This is a genomic window from Aciduliprofundum sp. MAR08-339 (genome assembly GCF_000327505.1).
Classification (GTDB): domain Archaea; phylum Thermoplasmatota; class Thermoplasmata; order Thermoplasmatales; family Aciduliprofundaceae; genus Aciduliprofundum.
The window spans coordinates 257,721-272,409 of sequence record NC_019942.1 but is presented as its reverse complement, the minus strand read 5'-3'; the positions used below and the strand labels follow the sequence as shown (position 1 = coordinate 272,409).

The 14,689-nt window shown below is 45.1% G+C and carries 18 protein-coding genes, 2 tRNA genes and 1 pseudogene; 3 read left to right on the top strand and 18 right to left on the bottom strand.

Translation table 11 applies throughout. The annotated features are described in order from the left end of the window. Positions 1-30 precede the first annotated feature (30 nt). Genes ribH through ACIM339_RS01510 form a run of 5 tightly spaced genes read right to left on the bottom strand, consistent with a single transcriptional unit; the run spans position 31 to position 2,514 of the window. Positions 31-450: a 6,7-dimethyl-8-ribityllumazine synthase gene (gene ribH, locus ACIM339_RS01530; protein ID WP_015282835.1), complete on the bottom strand. Its 420-nt coding sequence runs from the start codon at positions 448-450 to the stop codon at positions 31-33. 12 nt (positions 451-462) lie between these two features. Then, positions 463-951, bottom strand: coding sequence for a riboflavin synthase (gene ribC, locus ACIM339_RS01525; protein ID WP_015282834.1), 489 nt, complete (start codon positions 949-951; stop codon positions 463-465). After that, positions 929-1,378, bottom strand: coding sequence for an adenylyltransferase/cytidyltransferase family protein (locus ACIM339_RS01520; RefSeq protein WP_015282833.1), 450 nt, complete (start codon positions 1,376-1,378; stop codon positions 929-931). Before ACIM339_RS01520 ends, ribC begins: the two co-directional genes overlap by 23 nt. Beyond that, the gene (ribB, locus tag ACIM339_RS01515; RefSeq protein ID WP_015282832.1) at positions 1,366-2,055 is read right to left on the bottom strand and encodes a 3,4-dihydroxy-2-butanone-4-phosphate synthase; all 690 of its coding nucleotides are present in this window, start codon (positions 2,053-2,055) and stop codon (positions 1,366-1,368) included. Before ribB ends, ACIM339_RS01520 begins: the two co-directional genes overlap by 13 nt. 51 nt (positions 2,056-2,106) lie before the next feature. Further along, on the bottom strand, positions 2,107-2,514 hold the full coding sequence (locus tag ACIM339_RS01510) for a hypothetical protein (RefSeq protein WP_015282831.1): 408 nt from the start codon (positions 2,512-2,514) through the stop codon (positions 2,107-2,109). 99 nt (positions 2,515-2,613) lie between these two features. Here ACIM339_RS01510 and ACIM339_RS08095 point away from each other — a divergent pair. After that, a pseudogene (locus ACIM339_RS08095) lies at positions 2,614-3,483 on the top strand (clostripain-related cysteine peptidase); the annotation flags it as partial. 354 nt (positions 3,484-3,837) lie between these two features. On the opposite strand, the gene ACIM339_RS08035 reads toward ACIM339_RS08095, so the two are convergent. The 7 genes from ACIM339_RS08035 to ACIM339_RS01465 all read right to left on the bottom strand — a co-directional run bounded on the left by ACIM339_RS08035 (position 3,838) and on the right by ACIM339_RS01465 (position 8,545). Next, on the bottom strand, positions 3,838-4,203 hold the full coding sequence (locus tag ACIM339_RS08035; protein ID WP_337954334.1) for a hypothetical protein: 366 nt from the start codon (positions 4,201-4,203) through the stop codon (positions 3,838-3,840). 150 nt (positions 4,204-4,353) lie between these two features. Further along, positions 4,354-4,427, bottom strand: a tRNA-Lys gene (locus ACIM339_RS01490). Positions 4,428-4,429: 2 nt separating this feature from the next. Then, positions 4,430-4,550, bottom strand: a tRNA-Ile gene (locus ACIM339_RS01485). Between the two features lie 43 nt (positions 4,551-4,593). Beyond that, positions 4,594-6,093: an ATP-binding protein gene (locus tag ACIM339_RS01480; RefSeq protein WP_015282830.1), complete on the bottom strand. Its 1,500-nt coding sequence runs from the start codon at positions 6,091-6,093 to the stop codon at positions 4,594-4,596. Next, a complete protein-coding gene (locus tag ACIM339_RS01475) occupies positions 6,094-7,068 on the bottom strand; it encodes a hypothetical protein (protein ID WP_015282829.1) in 975 nt (324 codons plus the stop codon). 42 nt (positions 7,069-7,110) lie between these two features. Further along, positions 7,111-7,974 carry a type II methionyl aminopeptidase gene (gene map, locus ACIM339_RS01470; protein WP_015282828.1) on the bottom strand — a complete coding sequence of 288 codons (864 nt, stop codon included), beginning with the start codon at positions 7,972-7,974 and terminating at the stop codon, positions 7,111-7,113. After that, positions 7,964-8,545 carry an L-threonylcarbamoyladenylate synthase gene (locus ACIM339_RS01465; RefSeq protein WP_337954333.1) on the bottom strand — a complete coding sequence of 194 codons (582 nt, stop codon included), beginning with the start codon at positions 8,543-8,545 and terminating at the stop codon, positions 7,964-7,966. Before ACIM339_RS01465 ends, map begins: the two co-directional genes overlap by 11 nt. A gap of 72 nt (positions 8,546-8,617) precedes the next feature. Between ACIM339_RS01465 and ACIM339_RS01460 the strand changes: the two genes are divergently transcribed. Together ACIM339_RS01460 and sepF are read left to right on the top strand one after the other, a co-directional pair. Continuing rightward, positions 8,618-9,832, top strand: a complete 1,215-nt coding sequence (locus ACIM339_RS01460) for a tRNA (N(6)-L-threonylcarbamoyladenosine(37)-C(2))-methylthiotransferase (RefSeq protein WP_162007667.1) — start codon at positions 8,618-8,620, stop codon at positions 9,830-9,832. Between the two features lie 56 nt (positions 9,833-9,888). Continuing rightward, positions 9,889-10,260, top strand: a complete 372-nt coding sequence (gene sepF, locus ACIM339_RS01455; RefSeq protein WP_015282825.1) for a cell division protein SepF — start codon at positions 9,889-9,891, stop codon at positions 10,258-10,260. Here sepF and ACIM339_RS01450 read toward each other — a convergent pair whose 3' ends face one another. From ACIM339_RS01450 to ACIM339_RS01425, 6 genes are all read right to left on the bottom strand, one after another. Beyond that, a complete protein-coding gene (locus tag ACIM339_RS01450; protein WP_015282824.1) occupies positions 10,261-11,340 on the bottom strand; it encodes an ATP-NAD kinase family protein in 1,080 nt (359 codons plus the stop codon). Then, a complete protein-coding gene (rsmA, locus tag ACIM339_RS01445) occupies positions 11,318-12,034 on the bottom strand; it encodes a 16S rRNA (adenine(1518)-N(6)/adenine(1519)-N(6))-dimethyltransferase RsmA (protein WP_015282823.1) in 717 nt (238 codons plus the stop codon). Before rsmA ends, ACIM339_RS01450 begins: the two co-directional genes overlap by 23 nt. 187 nt (positions 12,035-12,221) lie before the next feature. Continuing rightward, complete coding sequence (locus tag ACIM339_RS01440; protein WP_015282822.1) at positions 12,222-12,770, bottom strand: DUF655 domain-containing protein; 549 nt, start codon at positions 12,768-12,770, stop codon at positions 12,222-12,224. Between the two features lie 12 nt (positions 12,771-12,782). Then, entirely contained in the window at positions 12,783-13,097 is a 315-nt protein-coding gene (locus ACIM339_RS01435; protein ID WP_015282821.1) for an RNA polymerase Rpb4 family protein, read from the bottom strand. Next, positions 13,097-13,387, bottom strand: a complete 291-nt coding sequence (locus ACIM339_RS01430) for a 50S ribosomal protein L21e (RefSeq protein WP_015282820.1) — start codon at positions 13,385-13,387, stop codon at positions 13,097-13,099. The genes ACIM339_RS01435 and ACIM339_RS01430 overlap by 1 nt, the downstream gene beginning before the upstream one ends. A gap of 53 nt (positions 13,388-13,440) precedes the next feature. Then, positions 13,441-14,679, bottom strand: coding sequence for a UbiD family decarboxylase (locus ACIM339_RS01425; RefSeq protein WP_015282819.1), 1,239 nt, complete (start codon positions 14,677-14,679; stop codon positions 13,441-13,443). Positions 14,680-14,689: the final 10 nt, after the last annotated feature.

Sequence of the window (14,689 nt, the reverse complement as noted above, 5' to 3'; positions counted from 1 at the left end):
TAATATGGAAAAAAGGAATATAAATTTTTCTCATCCAACTTCCCTGAGACGCTTAACGAGTTTTACAGCTGCCTCCACGGCATCTCTTGCCTTCTCTATCCTTGCCTCTGCCTGGAGTCTGGACTCTCCCGGACCGGATATGCCAAGGGTCACAGGCTTGCCAAACTCCACACTAAGATCCTCAATTTTTCTTGCCGCGTTCTGCATCACTATCTCGTCATGCTCTGTTTCCCCTTCTATCACAGCTCCAAGTGTGATAACGGCATCCACATCTTCTTTTTCAAGCAATTTTCTTACCAGAAGAGGAATATCGAATGTCCCGGGAGCCTTCAGGATGTATTTCACCTCCGCTCCCAAGAATTCCGCGTGCTCCTTGGCCCTTTCAAGCATCATCATGGTTATATCGTAGTTGTACTCGCTCACAACAATTCCCAGATTTATTTTTTCCACTTCTTTCACCTCCTAATGTCTCATTCCAGATTTTGCACCTTTAATTGGGCCTGCATCTTCAAACCCCTGCCTCTGGCCTGTGCCGGCCATCTTCCTCAATTTCTCGGGATTGAAAAGCATCCAGTAGGCATTTTGGGCGTGCTCCCTGGCACGGCGTTCAGCAAGCCAGGCCAGTTCCCTTTCGTCCTTTGCCTCATCCTCGTGCACGAACACCTCAATTATGTGTGTGTTTGTCATCAATTGAGCGTAAATCAGCCCCAGAGAGGCCTCGTGGGCGCACTGCTTGTCAATGGGTTTTGGTCCTGGCATCCCAAGGGCTATGACAATTTCACATCCGTCCTCCTCTATGAGTTTCTTTGCAGCCACTGGAAGATCCTTCACTCCAGGAACAGTGCGTCTTATTATCTTGAATCCTGTTCCCATTTTGCGAAGTTCATCCTCCGCTGCGGAGCCCATATCGTATCGGGCAAATGTGGTATCAACGATTCCTATTTTTCGCATAGAGTTCATCGCTCCTCTCAACGATTTTGTATATTATCTTTCTCGTTCCGTTCAAATCGCTATCCCCGTACTTTTTCAGCCTTACCACTTTTACATCAAGTCCCCTCTTCCAGCACTCCTCTTCTATTTCCTCCTCGCTGAATTTCTGATCGTAGCCAAGAACGATTATATCCGGTTTTATCTCCTCCACGGTCTTGTACATATCGTCCTCATGGCCAAGAACAGCACGATCAACAGGTTTCAGGGACTCAACCAGAAATCTGCGAACCTCCTCTGGCATAATTGGTTTGTGCTTGAACTTTTTTGCCGTGGAGTCCCTGGCGACCACAACTACGAGTTCGTCTCCCAATTTCTTCGCCTCTTGCAGGAACAGCACATGTCCGGGGTGCAGGATATCGAACACGCCTGAAGCCATCACTCTGACCATCTCTCCCAGGCCTCCAGAATATCTTTGCCCTCTATGAAAGGTATATTGTGTTCCTCTGCAAATTTTTTTGCATCCCTCTTGCTCAGAGAGTTGTCATCGTCTCCCAATGTTTCAACTATGGTCGCTGAGGGAATGAGTCCAGCAATCTGCATCAGAGTGGTTGATAGCTCCGTGTGGCCATGTCTTTCCCGGAGGCTGGATGCTATGAGCAAGTGCACATGTCCTGGGGATATGAACTCCTTGCCAAACTCCTCAATGGGATTGCCCATAAATTTGAGTTTTTCCAGAAATAGGGCGAATTCCCTGATTGTCTTAGCCCTATCCTTGTCAGGAATTCCTGTGAAGTTCTCTCTATGGTTGATTGTTATGGAAAATGAAGGCATCTTATCGTATTTCACCCTGGGGGTGAGATACTTGAATATTTCAAATCCGCTTTTTTCAAAGATCTCATGCAGGTAGGGGAGTCCAAGAATATCCGCGTATTCTCTGGGCAGGGTTGTGCATATAAGGCCTCCACCCTGACGGCGCATAAATCTCACCTTTGCGGGAGTGATGAATTGAGACGCAACAACTATATCCGTCTCCTCCTCACGCCCATCCTCATCGTAAATCAGAACGAACCCGCCCTTTTTCAGTGCATTTATCGCTCTCTCTATCACAGGTACAGCATAACTCATTTTATTAAAAATGTGTCGTTTATAACTCAAAAATAAGTAAAAGGAGAAATATTACTGTGGTGGCGGCGGAATTGTCTGCTCTGATACCCGGATTAAATTGTCGTATTTGATGTAAGCCAGGAGGAGCAGAATTCCTGGCACCAGACCACCAAATATGAAGCCCAACACCATCCATATCAATGTCTTATCCTTTGCCTCCCTGTATTTACGCTGATCCACAAGTTCGTTTATTTTCTTGCAATTGCTCCATATCAGCAGATCCACGATTCCAAAGATTATTCCTGTAATGCCAACTAGCACGATGAGTCCTGGTATGCCCCATATGAGATTTATTATTCCGAAGATAAGTGCTATGATTCCTGTTATTCTCACAAGGTCCTTTATACTCTGTGCTTCCGGTGGCAATGGCTGGGTATAGTACTGTTCACTACCCTTATTTTGGTTTTCAAAATCTTCCATATTTGTCCCCTCGTGAAGTAGATGCCATTCCACCTATAAAATGATTTTCATCAATTTTGGGGAGAAGTAATAAATATAGAATTTCACTTATGTCAATCAATGAAGTTTCGCATCCTTGCCATGGTATTACTCCTTCTCGTGCTATTATCCCTTACTCCGAATTTCTCCCATTCCCAGGAGAACCACCTGCCCAACTGGACCTTTATGGTTTATATGGATGCAGATAACTCTCTTCACTCATTTGCTCTGGACAACCTTGGAGCGATGATGTCTGTGGGTTCAAATGCGAATCTGAATATCGTGGTCATGTACGACTCTATAAAATACGGGGATTCGGCCATTTATTACATTCAGCGTGGGCAGATAAAGGTTATGGAGAAACTGGGGGAGGTGGATATGGGTTCCCCCCAAACACTCCTATATTTTCTGAACTGGACAATGGACCATTATCCTGCCAAGCATTATTTTCTTGATCTTTGGGATCATGGCCATTTTTACGGTGGTGTATGTGAGGATCATGGTGATTGGCTCACTCTTGGGGAGATGAGGGATGCGATAGGTTATGTTGAGAGAGAAAGAAACAGAATGCTGGATGTGATAGGTTTTGATGCCTGTAGAATGGGGATCATGGAGAATTTTTACGCCCTCAGGAATCTCACACATTACGTTATCGCTTCGGAAAAGGATGAGCCTGCAAGTGGCTGGCCCTACGGCATGATTCTGGAGAATATGAGCAACGAAACACCATCTCAAGCGGCCAGAAATGTGGTGGATGCGATGTACAGATGGTCAGAGGAGTACTTCTCAAGGAAGGGACTATCCACGACAATGGTTGCTGTTAATATGACACGATTTGAATCGTTCATAGGGGTATTCAATGATGATCTTAAGAGCATGCTTTCTGTAACCCCCTACTATTATGCCGAGATTCTTAATGCCTCCCGAAATGCCGAGAGGTATGAACTTTACTCTGATATGGATCTTTACAGTTTTGCGAAAAATCTTGCCAAGATTCCCGATTACAAGATTGATAAATTCGCAGAGGATACAATGCGATGGCTTGATAACATCTCCTATTACAGGGTATGGAACTGCCCGCATCCTGTGAATGGGATTTGGGCGAACGAATCCCACGGAATTGGCATATATTTTCCCACTTTTAGTGTGGCGGAATCCTATCGCAGTCTGGATTTTGCCAGACATACCTACTGGCCCAGATTCCTGGATTTGCTCTTTAATCCCTATGTGGTCGGGAGAGAGAATGGCACGGCAAGATACTCCCTTAACGGAAGCAAACTGCAAATATCATACGAGGCCAATACTTCATTTGTGGAAATATATGTTGTATCTGGAGGCGGTGTTTACAATCATACAATTCTCCCCCCATACGGAAATTTTACGCTTAACCTCACCTATGGAGCCTACCATGTTTACCTTTATGGCTACGATGGGGGCTACGTTGCGTGGGTAAGGACATTTTCCGTGAACTGCACGAAAATTGTGAAGGTCAAGGTGGTTTTTTACATAAATGGCTATGTTGCAAATGGGGCAAAAATAGTGCTTGAAATAAACAACAGGAGTTACAGCGCCGTGCAGAATGGCACAGGAGTTGTGTTCTTCCTGCATTATCCCACTGAGATAAATTTCCAGAGCCCGATGATTTTTAAGGTTACCTATGGTTCCTTCCACGATACATACTTTATAAGGCCAGAATCCCTGAGGGGCAACGATACATTCTGCGTTTCCATAAATTCATTCTCCCCCCTCTTTTTCCCCTACACGGTACTATGGGCAGGCATTATGATAGTATCTGTTATTACGGTAATACTCTGGAAGAAGCGGGCCAGGAGGGATTCGAACCCCCGACCACGGGATTAAGAGTCCCGCGCTCTACCTAGCTAAGCTACTGGCCCAGTGGGGCTGGCAGGATTCGAACCTGCGACCGCCCGGTTTCTCAATGCCCCTTTACGGGTAAAGCCGCTTTTCAAAGGGGCTTTTATGAGCCGGGCGCTCTAACCTGGCTAAGCTACAGCCCCAAGGCAAGGGGCATAAATCATACATGATTTTAAAATTTTCGCTTTATCCGAAGAACACTATGTTTCTCCTGTTTTTACTCTTTCTCTCCCTGTCAACTATATCTTCGAATCTATCAATTTTTATTGGCACTGCGAATTTTGTGAATATGCTGCTCACTATAGCCTCACCCTTGTCCAGTGAGGCTATCATCTTATCGTCCTTGCTTAAATCTTGGGCTGCAGAACCTATTATGGCCTTCCTCTCTGAAGCCATTTCATTGCCAAGAATAATCTTCGTGTTCATATTTGCCAAGATCTCGCGTGGTATTACTGAGGACAACTGAGTGATTGCAACAATACCTATCTTGAATTTCCTTCCCTCCCTTGCTATGGTGCCAAATATGTTGCTCTTTCCCTCACCCAAAACACGTGGGGCCTCCTCGATTATCACGGAGATCACGGGCTTATCCTCTATTTCTCCTCCCTCCTTGTAGCGCTTGTACCTTGTGAACACTTCGTTCATTATCATTCCTGAGATCAGAAGTTCGAGGTTCTGAGAGAGTGAGGATGTGTCAATAATCACTATTTTTCCTTGCTCAAGATAGTCGCATATGTCCTTTATAGTGCTCTCTCCCTCCCTTATTGAGAATATCTTTCCCCTCTCGTACATTTCACCATTCTCGTTAACATCTATTTCAAGGGCCACCTTTACCTTTCTTTGCAAAACGGCCCTCGTTGTATCGCTCATACCCTCGATTCTCTCATCAGAGAAAAGGAATTCTACCCACTCCCTTCCACCCCTCTGGTAAAGCAGATAGAGTGCATCCTCCTGTGCAGGAGTAAACTCCACAATCTCCCTTAGGTGCCAGGGTTTTACCAACTTTATACTGATTCTCAGGGCCCTCTCACCCAGAGGTGGATTTATTGAGTAGTAAACGACATTTTCTCTCGCTTCAGGATGCTCTCTCAGTCCGTACCTCTTTCCTCCGCTCGTGTAGGAGTAGTACTCGTTGTGAGCGTCCAGAACCAGTATGCCGGCGTAACCCTTGCCCACCAAATTCCAGAGGATAACCTTCACGAGATTGCTCTTTCCCCGTCCAGTGGTTGCGGGGATGAGAATGTGGTGGGTGAGCACACTTTTTCCGTCAACATAAACGGGTACATTGAGCACCTTTGAGCCACTTCTTATCCTTCCCAAATAGAGTGGATTTTTGGGCATATCTAAGAATTTAAAATCGTTCTCGGAAGCCCTTCTAAGCACGTGGAAAAATTCTGGCAGGTGCTTTGGTATGCTTCTCTTTTTCAAATCAAACACAGGCTTGGCTCTCACGAGAATGTAGTTTCTCACCTCCTTCTCGTGGATTTCAGTTGAGCCGTAGCCCTCAAGTTGCATGCCGCTCATTCTTGCCAGATCCCTGTGCTCAAGCAGACTTCCATACTCCAGGTCTACAACCTGAAGCAGGATATCGTCAGCAACGAGAAGATCTCCAAGTTCTATCCTCTCTCCATGCTTTTGTCTGATCCATATTTCTCCATAACTTCCTCCAATGATCTGTCCAACCATCTACTTCACCTCGCTAATTATATCGTGCGCGTTGAGCGCATTTGCCTGCATACGCGTGAATTCGTCCGCATAGTTGTAAAGGATCTGTGAATACATTTTTGCCTCATCATCTCCAATTCTCGCGTTTATATCCGCATCAATGAGTCCGTAGGGATATCCCAGGAATGTGGGGTCGTTTGCCATGGGTACCAGAGCTCCCAGGGCTAATGGAGCTTCTTCCTCAGGATAAACCTCCACACGGAAAACGTAATCGCTGAAGGGATGCAGTTTAACGGCGAACATATCCCCCTTTATTGTGGTTATGCCCCTGGCTATGGGATGATAGTACCATGGGGCCTGAATGTTCATCTTTTTTGATAGATGATGGATTGAGGCCATGAGCGAGTATCCCCTGGTGGTGAGGAGGGAGCAGGTTTTTGAGAATCCCACGATGGTTTTATCTTTAAATACTCTGTTGGCGTACTCGTACTCCCTGGTGGCTCCGGTTTGAAGCGAACCGTCTCTGACGAGGATATCGCATTTCTCCATTATTCTGCCAAGCAGGATCCATTCGCCAATCCTCCTTATGTATGCGCCTATTGCCTTTATCTTGTCTCTCTCATCTATTTCATTTGCACCGAGCACGATCTCCTGGGGAAGAAGGGATGAGGATTCAACGCTGTATATCTTCACCACATATTTATCATCTTCAACCATGAAATTCACATCAACTATGAATGTGTACCTCCCGAATTCAATTTTCTTCACACCTTCAAATATGGAATAGTACAGGCGGACAAGGTGTATGGACTGACCTGGAGCGAGGTAAATCGCATTGTTGCCCCCATCCACAAATCCTATTTTTATGTGCCTTACCTCTTTTAAGGGATGAAAGTTCTTGGCCGAGAATTTTACAGGGGTTGCACCCTTTATTGCGGGCTCTCCATAATCTTCTGGTTCATTTCTTATGCCAATCCTTGAGAGTATTTCAAGCATGTGCCAACGATGAACTTTGGTGTTTATAACCTTTTTGCCGAATCATCTCGTTGTTACTATCACCTGGTCTGATGTGAGGAGTATTGTATGCTCGGTCTGGGCAACCATCGCCTTTTTTCTCTCCTGCAGAATTGGAAAATGATACAGTACGCCAAGGAATGAACCTTTTTTAAGGATGCCCTCGTAATTTTCGTATTTCTCGCACCATCTTGCTGCGAAGGGCAATGTACGAAACTCCTCAAACATGCTCGCATAGGGCTCTTTCAATTTCGAGGTTTTCTGGAATATGTATATGTTTCCCCCAGGCCCGTTACGCACATATCCACGTCCATTTGTGGCAAAAGGTTCTATGGCAAAGGCCATCCCCGGGTTCAGGGTAGCAGTGCTTCCATCATCGTAGTTGGGTATGCTCAGGCCATGATGTAAATCGTAAACATCCAAGCCATGGCCTGTGAGGTTTTTTATTGGTCTGTAACCGTAGAAACTTATGGTTTCCTCTATGATCCTTCCTATTTCAGATACCCTTATCCCGGGCCTTATGCTCTTTATTGCGTTTTTCAGGGCCTCGGCCGAAGCCTCTATCAGCTCTTCCCATTTATTTGTACCGACTTCCACGGTGACTGCAGTGTCGGATATGTGCCCGTCTATATGTGCTCCCAGATCAAGTTTCACCAGATCTCCCTTTTTGAAATATTTATTATCTCCCCTCACAGGTGAGTAGTGGGCAGCCATGAAGTTCACGGATAAATTGACGGGAAATGCGGGCTTTGCACCAGCATCCCTTATGTATCTCTCCACTTTCTCTGCAACCTCATAATAGGAAATGCCCTCCCTTATCAGCTCTTTGCCGTACTCCCGTGCCTCCTTTCCTATCTTCCCCGCCTCAATATATTTTTTAATGTTCATACTTCTCACCGAGAACTTTTAGGATTGCCGAAAAAGGTATTGCACCCTCCCTTATCAACTTAACCCCATCCACAAGGCTCACTATGGTGGATGGTTTACCCATGAGTTTTCCGCAATCTACACGGTACTGCACATCCAGTTTCATCGTATCCTCAATACTCTCGGGTGCATTCTCTCCACTCAAATTGGCGCTTGTGAGCGTTATGGGGCCGATCTTCTCCATGAGGTAAATTGTCAGGGTATGGGCAGGTATGCGCACAGCCACGGTATCGTCGAGCCAATCTATACCCTTATTCTTGAGAACGAGGGTCAAGGGTCCCGGCATGAATGCCCTCACCAGTTTCTCGGCCTGTGGCGTCAATTCAGCAACCTCACGCATCATCTCAACTCTGGCAACTCCCACGGGAATCTTCTTCTTAAAACTTCTCCCTTTGAGCCTGTAAATCTTATTCACATCTCCGTATATGCTCATGCACAGCCCATAGAGGGTATCCGTGGGCATAACTACTGGCTCCTGCCTAGCATGCTCGGCTATTCTATCCACACTTTCCTTCCTGCAGGGTAGTATCACGATGAAATAATGAATTGCAGTATTAAAAACTTGACCACGGAAGTTTTTTATCCCATACTCCATTGCATCTCTGTGAAAGTGTACGTAGAGGCCTACGGATGTTCGCAGAACATAGCGGAGACCCATATGCTTGCACAAGCCATGGGAGAGATAGTATCCAGGCCCGAGGATGCGGATAAAATTGTGATAGGCACATGCGTTGTCATAGAGCACACTGAGAACAGGATGCTGAGGAGAATAAAGGAGCTGAGAAGATACGGGAAGGATATTGTTGTTTATGGATGTCTTCCCTCCGCCCGCAGGGAACTTCTGGAGGATGGTTTAATCCCAATAACCACTTGGGAATTTGAACGTGCCCATGAGATGCTGGACCTGAGAAAATCTCCTATGGATCAGGTTTTTCTCTGGGATGCGGTGGCCACCATACCCATAGCCAACGGTTGCCTAGGTAAATGCACATACTGCATAACCAAGATTGCCCGGGGACACATAAAGAGCAGGCCTGTGGAATGGATAATATCCAGAGTTAAGGATGCCCTAAATATGGGTGCGGTGGAAATACGCCTCAGCGCACAGGACACCGCAGCCTACGGGAGGGATATTGGCACCAATCTTGCAGAACTGGTAAATCTCATAACCTCCTTGGATGGTAGATTTTATGTGCGCATAGGTATGATGGAACCTAGGGAAACCCTTGAAATTATAGACGAACTCATTGAATCTTACAAATCTTCTAAGGTTTACAAATTTCTTCACATCCCCGTGCAGAGCGGAGATGATAGAATTCTGAGGAGAATGAATCGGGGTTACACTGCCGAGGATTTTGAAAGAATAATTGGGGAGTTTCGCAAAAAAATTCCTGATATTACGATATCCACAGATGTTATCGTGGGCTTTCCGGGAGAGACCGACGAGACGTTTGCAAACACGCTGGATATGATCCAGAGACTTAAGCCTGATATCCTCAACATAACCCGCTTCTCTCCGAGGCCAAAAACCCCCGCGTACGGGTGGAAGAGACCGAGTACGAACAAGGTGAAGGAGTGGAGCCAGAGAGTAACGGATTTACATCTCAGAAATATGGAGGAGAGGATGAAATCCTATGTGGATAGGGAAATGGAAGTGGTAGTACCATCAAGGGGCAAGAGGGGCAATTTCCTTGCCCGAAGTTCAAATTATCTTCCGATAGTAGTTAAAGATGCTGAAATTGGCGGATTCTACCTTCTGAAAATCTCGGGTTTTGAGAAGGCCCATCTGAAGGGTAAAATTGTCGAGAGGTTAAATTAATTACGGAAAAATTTTTATTACTTGAAATTCTTACCCCAATATAGAGGTGGTTTAAAATGCCGAGTTTTCTAAAGAGGAAGTTAAAACCAGAGGGATTCGGGGCTCCAGAGCCGAGAAAGTATATTGATTTGAATGAGTACGATACTGGGATCGATATATCCACTACCGGTCCAATGGTCAGGGTGGCTGAGATTTACAGGTACGAGGATTTGAGGCATCTGTCTGATTTTGTTTATAATGGGGATATCCTTATTCTGGATTATGCTTCCATAGCCAACGATGATCTAACTCTACGCCGCATAATAAGCGAGCTGAAGAGCATTGCCAAGGATGTTGGCGGAGACGTTGCAGGCATTGGCAAGAACTACCTTATGATTACCCCTGGAGGAATAAAAATAAGCAGGCAGAAGATTCGAGGTACTGGATAATCATTCCACCTTTACCAATTTATATTTTCCATAGCCCACAAGAACTTTGTAGTAGCCTGTGAATTTTGACTTGTTTTCCAGATCCATCCTGAGTTTCTTCAGGTCCTTCATTTTCGTAGGGGTGGCTATGGTAATTATGTTCTCCTTTCCTATTCTTTCAAGGACTCTCTCGCTGAACTGCTGGTTTCCCCTTCCGAAGATGAATCCCTGGGAGCCAATTGGAGTGATTATAATTTTTGCCTTGGGATATTTATCCAGAAGTTTGAGGATCTCCATTTCGCCAAGATCCATAGCTATAATCTTCCCATTGTAGAGCGCGTCCACGCCCAGAATGGTTTTCTTAAGTCCCATAACCTCTGCAATTTTTGCCACAGTAGTGCCGGCACCCAGCAGGTAGAGGGTATCTTTTTCCATATTCTCTATGATGAATTCTGCTATGCTTTTTTTGTCCTCGTCCTCCTCTTCTCCGTAGTACTCACTTTTGCTGTTCTGCACAAGTTCCGGTACATAGGGTACCTTGGCGTATCCGAATAATCTTATGGATAGAACATTGTTTCTGTACGCATGCTCATCAATGTCAAGAATTTCTGCATCTTTCAATTTGGTCATGCCCTCTTCAAATAGATCAACCAATCTCGCTGCATCCCGAGGTGATACTGCGAATACTGAAGAGTACATCTTAACTCCTGAGGGAACTCCAATTATTGGAACTTTTTTATCCACAACGCTTGCAACATCCCTCGCTGTGCCATCTCCTCCCACGAAAACTATAAGATCCACTTTTTGCTCAAGAAAAATTCTGACGGTATTTTTTGTATCTTTGGCGCTGGTTTTTTCTGGGGCTTTGTAAATCACCCTGTACACGAATTTGTGTGTTTTCAATGCAAACTCGCCCATCTCCCTCGATGGAGCCAGAAACTCTGGATTGCTTTTTAGATTTTTTAGAAATAATTCCGCTTTCATTGGCGCGATTTTTTTTGCCCCTCTTCTGATTGCTTCCTCAACCACTCCATCCGTACCCTTGAGGGCAACCCTGCCACCCATTCCCGCTATGGGATTAATCACAAAACCTATGCGCATAATTTGCCACCTCGCATATTTCCTCCGGGCTTAGTTCCTCTGCTCGCATCTCTCCATAGGGCACGTCTCCCAGAATATTCTTTATCTTTTTTCTTCTCTGGCTGAATATTTTTTTAACTACACAGTCCAGAATTTGTGGATCTGCACAGAACCTGTTCTCCTTTTTTATGCGCACCACTGCCGAATCAACCTTGGGCACTGGCCTGAAATTGCCCCTTTTCACCACCTTCAGAATCTCTGCACTTCCGTGGTAGTACATCATGACGCTCAGCCTGCCGTACTTTTTACTTCCCTTCCTGGCAACAAGACGCTCTGCAAACTCTTTCTGCACCATTATTATTCCCTCTTCAAATTCGTATTCTAATATTTTGAATATTAGAGGTGAGGAGATGTGGTAAGGAATGTTGGCTATGACCTTTGTGAATGCAGGGAAGTTGACCTTTAGAGCATCTCCTAGGATAATCTGCAATTTTCCAGATTTTATCTCATCTGAAAATATAAGATTCAGTGCATCGTAGAGTTCTGGATCTATTTCAACTGCAACAACCCTGCTCTTTTTGAGCAAACGCTCAGTGAGAATGCCCCTGCCTGGGCCTATTTCAAGCACTATATCTTGAGGTGTGAGGTTTGCATGTTCCACAATGAAATCCGCAATCCTTCCGTTTATGAGGAAATTCTGACTGTAGCGGGGCATTTTAATCGTTATGGGTTTGGGGTATTAAAAAGAAGCGGTAAAAACATTTTTTAGTGTTTTAAATGTATGATCTCTTTGCCTCAAGCCCAGGAAAATAATAAATTTAATGTTTGAAGCAAGAAACGATGAAGATGTTCCCAAAGGAATGGAGAATAGAATCGCCCATGGATACCTTATTGGGTTGTAATCATCTGGCCACGAAGATCTTGTACTTCTCGTGCCTGTGCTGCAACTCGTAGATTATGCGATTCACTATGAGCTTCACAGGATGATGAGTTAATTTAACGCGATTGCGCAGATCCTCAAAATCCTTGAATGGACCCTTCTTTCTCTCTTCCAATATGGCCCACATCGTTTTCTTGCCCAATCCCGGGAGGAGTTCGAGCATATGCAGGCGTGTTGTTATGGGATGTGCCTCGTTGAAAAATTTGATGAAATCTTGCTCTCTGTTTTTCACAATTTCCTCAAGCACGTATGGCAGTTCGCTCTCTGCCGCGTGGGTCAACTCGGTATAGGCAATGCGTCTTTTCACATGCTCTATCTTTTCCCTCTTCGTCATATCCTTACCTATATAGACTCTCTCCCCAATTATTATTGAAACGTTTGGCTTGGGAATGAGTTCGAATAATTTGAATTCACTCTCACCCACTGCTATGGCCAGAGGAGTGCGCTTGAAGCTCTTTTCCTCGGGCCTACCCTGTGGTAAATAATCCAGAATGTATGCATAATCTTCCAAATCAAACCCCCCTTATCTGTATCGGGCCACAATATCCAGAATCTTCTTCACATCCTCTGGAGGAAGAACAATTTTCTCCTTTGTGTAAAGGACCCTTACCTGATCTGGATGAATGGGCAGTATATCCGCTATTTTGACAGCATGCTTTTCGTCAACAAAATCCAATTGCATGAGTTCTTCCACAAGTTTTCGGGCATCCTCTGGGCTCAACTTTGCAAAAGTTTCTGCATGTGCCAGAGCAGATTTTTGAAGAGAATTTAAATCCCTCTTCTCGTTTTCTTCAGTAAGTAGTTTCTTCACCTCAGAAAGGGTGAGGTATTTTACCATTACTTCACCTTCCTGAGATGCACGGGATGCACGATAAGCGTCTTGTACTTGCCTCCATCTCTTATCCTAACCTTGTAGGCACGGCCCTGGAGGCCTACAATCTCTCCCGTATAACCGTGGAACCTGTGATGGGGAAAACCATGATGCACAGAGGGATCTATAACTATGGCTGCCTTTTCTCCTATCTCAAATTTAGCAAGGTACCTGCGAATTGGAGCCATACCTCTCTCTCTAACTTTCTTCCTCAACTTTTTGCGCGACCTTGCCCTTGGACCGTGTGACATCTTCATCTTTATCACCCTATTGAGTTGGGTATAAAAGATATGCCATATATAAGTTTTCCTCAAACTCTTATGAACTTCTCCCTGCCGTTTATAGGCATCGTAGCATCCACACCAATTTTCGTGGTCATATGATTCTTTCCATATGCACTGGGATCCAGAGAGCTTCCGCGCACATTCTCGAATATGAGCAAATCCTTATCCCCCTGAAACCTGGTGGCTATGGCAAATTCAACATCCTCAGGATTTCTTATATCTATGTCCTCGTCTACAATCACCACGTGCTTTAAACTTCTGTGCCCTTTAAAAGCAGCTTCTATGGCTCTTTTTCCATCCTCCTCGCACCTCTTCCTTATTTTCACAACCGCATGAAGCCATGAGCACCCTCCGGGTGTGAGGTAAACATCTAAAACATCTACACCTGAATTCTTTATTTCCCTGTATATTGTGGGCTCGCGGGGTATGCCCATGAGGTTATAATGCTCGTACCCCCCTGATAAAAGGAGATGGAAGATTGGAGCGCCACGGTGGTAGAATTTATCAAACACCACCACAGGCTGCTTGCGCACCATGTCGTAGGTGCCAGTGATATCCACGAATGGCCCCTCGTTCACATATTCATCTGTTATTCTGCCTTCAAGCACGATCTCGGAGTTGTGGGGTACAAGTATGCCTCCAGGCAACCGCATCATCTTCTCTCTCTTTCCCGTTGCGATGCTCTTTATGGCGGATGCTATCTCCATCTCATCTTTATCGTAGTCCACGGATGTGGCTGCCGCTAAAAGCACATTCGGTTCGTTTCCTATGCTCACGGCAATTTTCAATTCCTCCCCATGCTCCACGGCATCCCTATGCATCCTGTAAAGGTCTCTCTCCACAAGCCTTATGGCTACGCGCTTTTCATCAAGAATCATCATCCTGTGGAACGAGGCGTTTCTCTTGCCGTTATGTTCAGAAAAAACTATGGCAGAGGTTATGTACCTTCCACCATCCCCAGGGTAATATTTTGGGAATGGAAAGTCCAAAAGCGAGAAATCCTCACTTTGCATATCAAAATCCCCAATTTCATAATTCTTCGGGTTCGCGATGCTTTCAAGCATTAGTGGTATGAGTTCTATATTGAAGATTACTTCAAATCTCCACCTCTCACTCCAGAGATTTGCCACGGCATCGTAGCCGTTCACATCCTCAAACAGAAGAATTTTTTTTCTCTCCTCCTTCATTTTTTCAGCCACTTCATCTAGGGACAATCCCTTGAATATTAGCACATCTCCAAACAGCTCAATGTAGTCTCCAAGCATAATGGTATGA

Bases quoted from the DNA above. Each gene is read 5' to 3' on its own strand.
- ribC (WP_015282834.1), bottom strand. From the start codon at position 951: ATGCGAAAAATAGGAATCGTTGATACCACATTTGCCCGATACGATATG.
- ACIM339_RS01425 (WP_015282819.1), bottom strand. From the start codon at position 14,679: ATGCTTGGAGACTACATTGAGCTGTTTGGAGATGTGCTAATATTCAAG.
- ACIM339_RS01435 (WP_015282821.1), bottom strand. From the start codon at position 13,097: ATGGTAAAATACCTCACCCTTTCTGAGGTGAAGAAACTACTTACTGAA.
- rsmA (WP_015282823.1), bottom strand. From the start codon at position 12,034: ATGCCCCGCTACAGTCAGAATTTCCTCATAAACGGAAGGATTGCGGAT.
- ribB (WP_015282832.1), bottom strand. From the start codon at position 2,055: ATGAGTTATGCTGTACCTGTGATAGAGAGAGCGATAAATGCACTGAAA.
- ACIM339_RS01510 (WP_015282831.1), bottom strand. From the start codon at position 2,514: ATGGAAGATTTTGAAAACCAAAATAAGGGTAGTGAACAGTACTATACC.
- ACIM339_RS01475 (WP_015282829.1), bottom strand. From the start codon at position 7,068: ATGCTTGAAATACTCTCAAGGATTGGCATAAGAAATGAACCAGAAGAT.
- ACIM339_RS01450 (WP_015282824.1), bottom strand. From the start codon at position 11,340: ATGCGCATAGGTTTTGTGATTAATCCCATAGCGGGAATGGGTGGCAGG.
- sepF (WP_015282825.1), top strand. From the start codon at position 9,889: ATGCCGAGTTTTCTAAAGAGGAAGTTAAAACCAGAGGGATTCGGGGCT.
- map (WP_015282828.1), bottom strand. From the start codon at position 7,974: ATGAACATTAAAAAATATATTGAGGCGGGGAAGATAGGAAAGGAGGCA.
- ACIM339_RS01430 (WP_015282820.1), bottom strand. From the start codon at position 13,387: ATGAAGATGTCACACGGTCCAAGGGCAAGGTCGCGCAAAAAGTTGAGG.
- ACIM339_RS01480 (WP_015282830.1), bottom strand. From the start codon at position 6,093: ATGGTTGGACAGATCATTGGAGGAAGTTATGGAGAAATATGGATCAGA.
- ACIM339_RS01520 (WP_015282833.1), bottom strand. From the start codon at position 1,378: ATGGTCAGAGTGATGGCTTCAGGCGTGTTCGATATCCTGCACCCCGGA.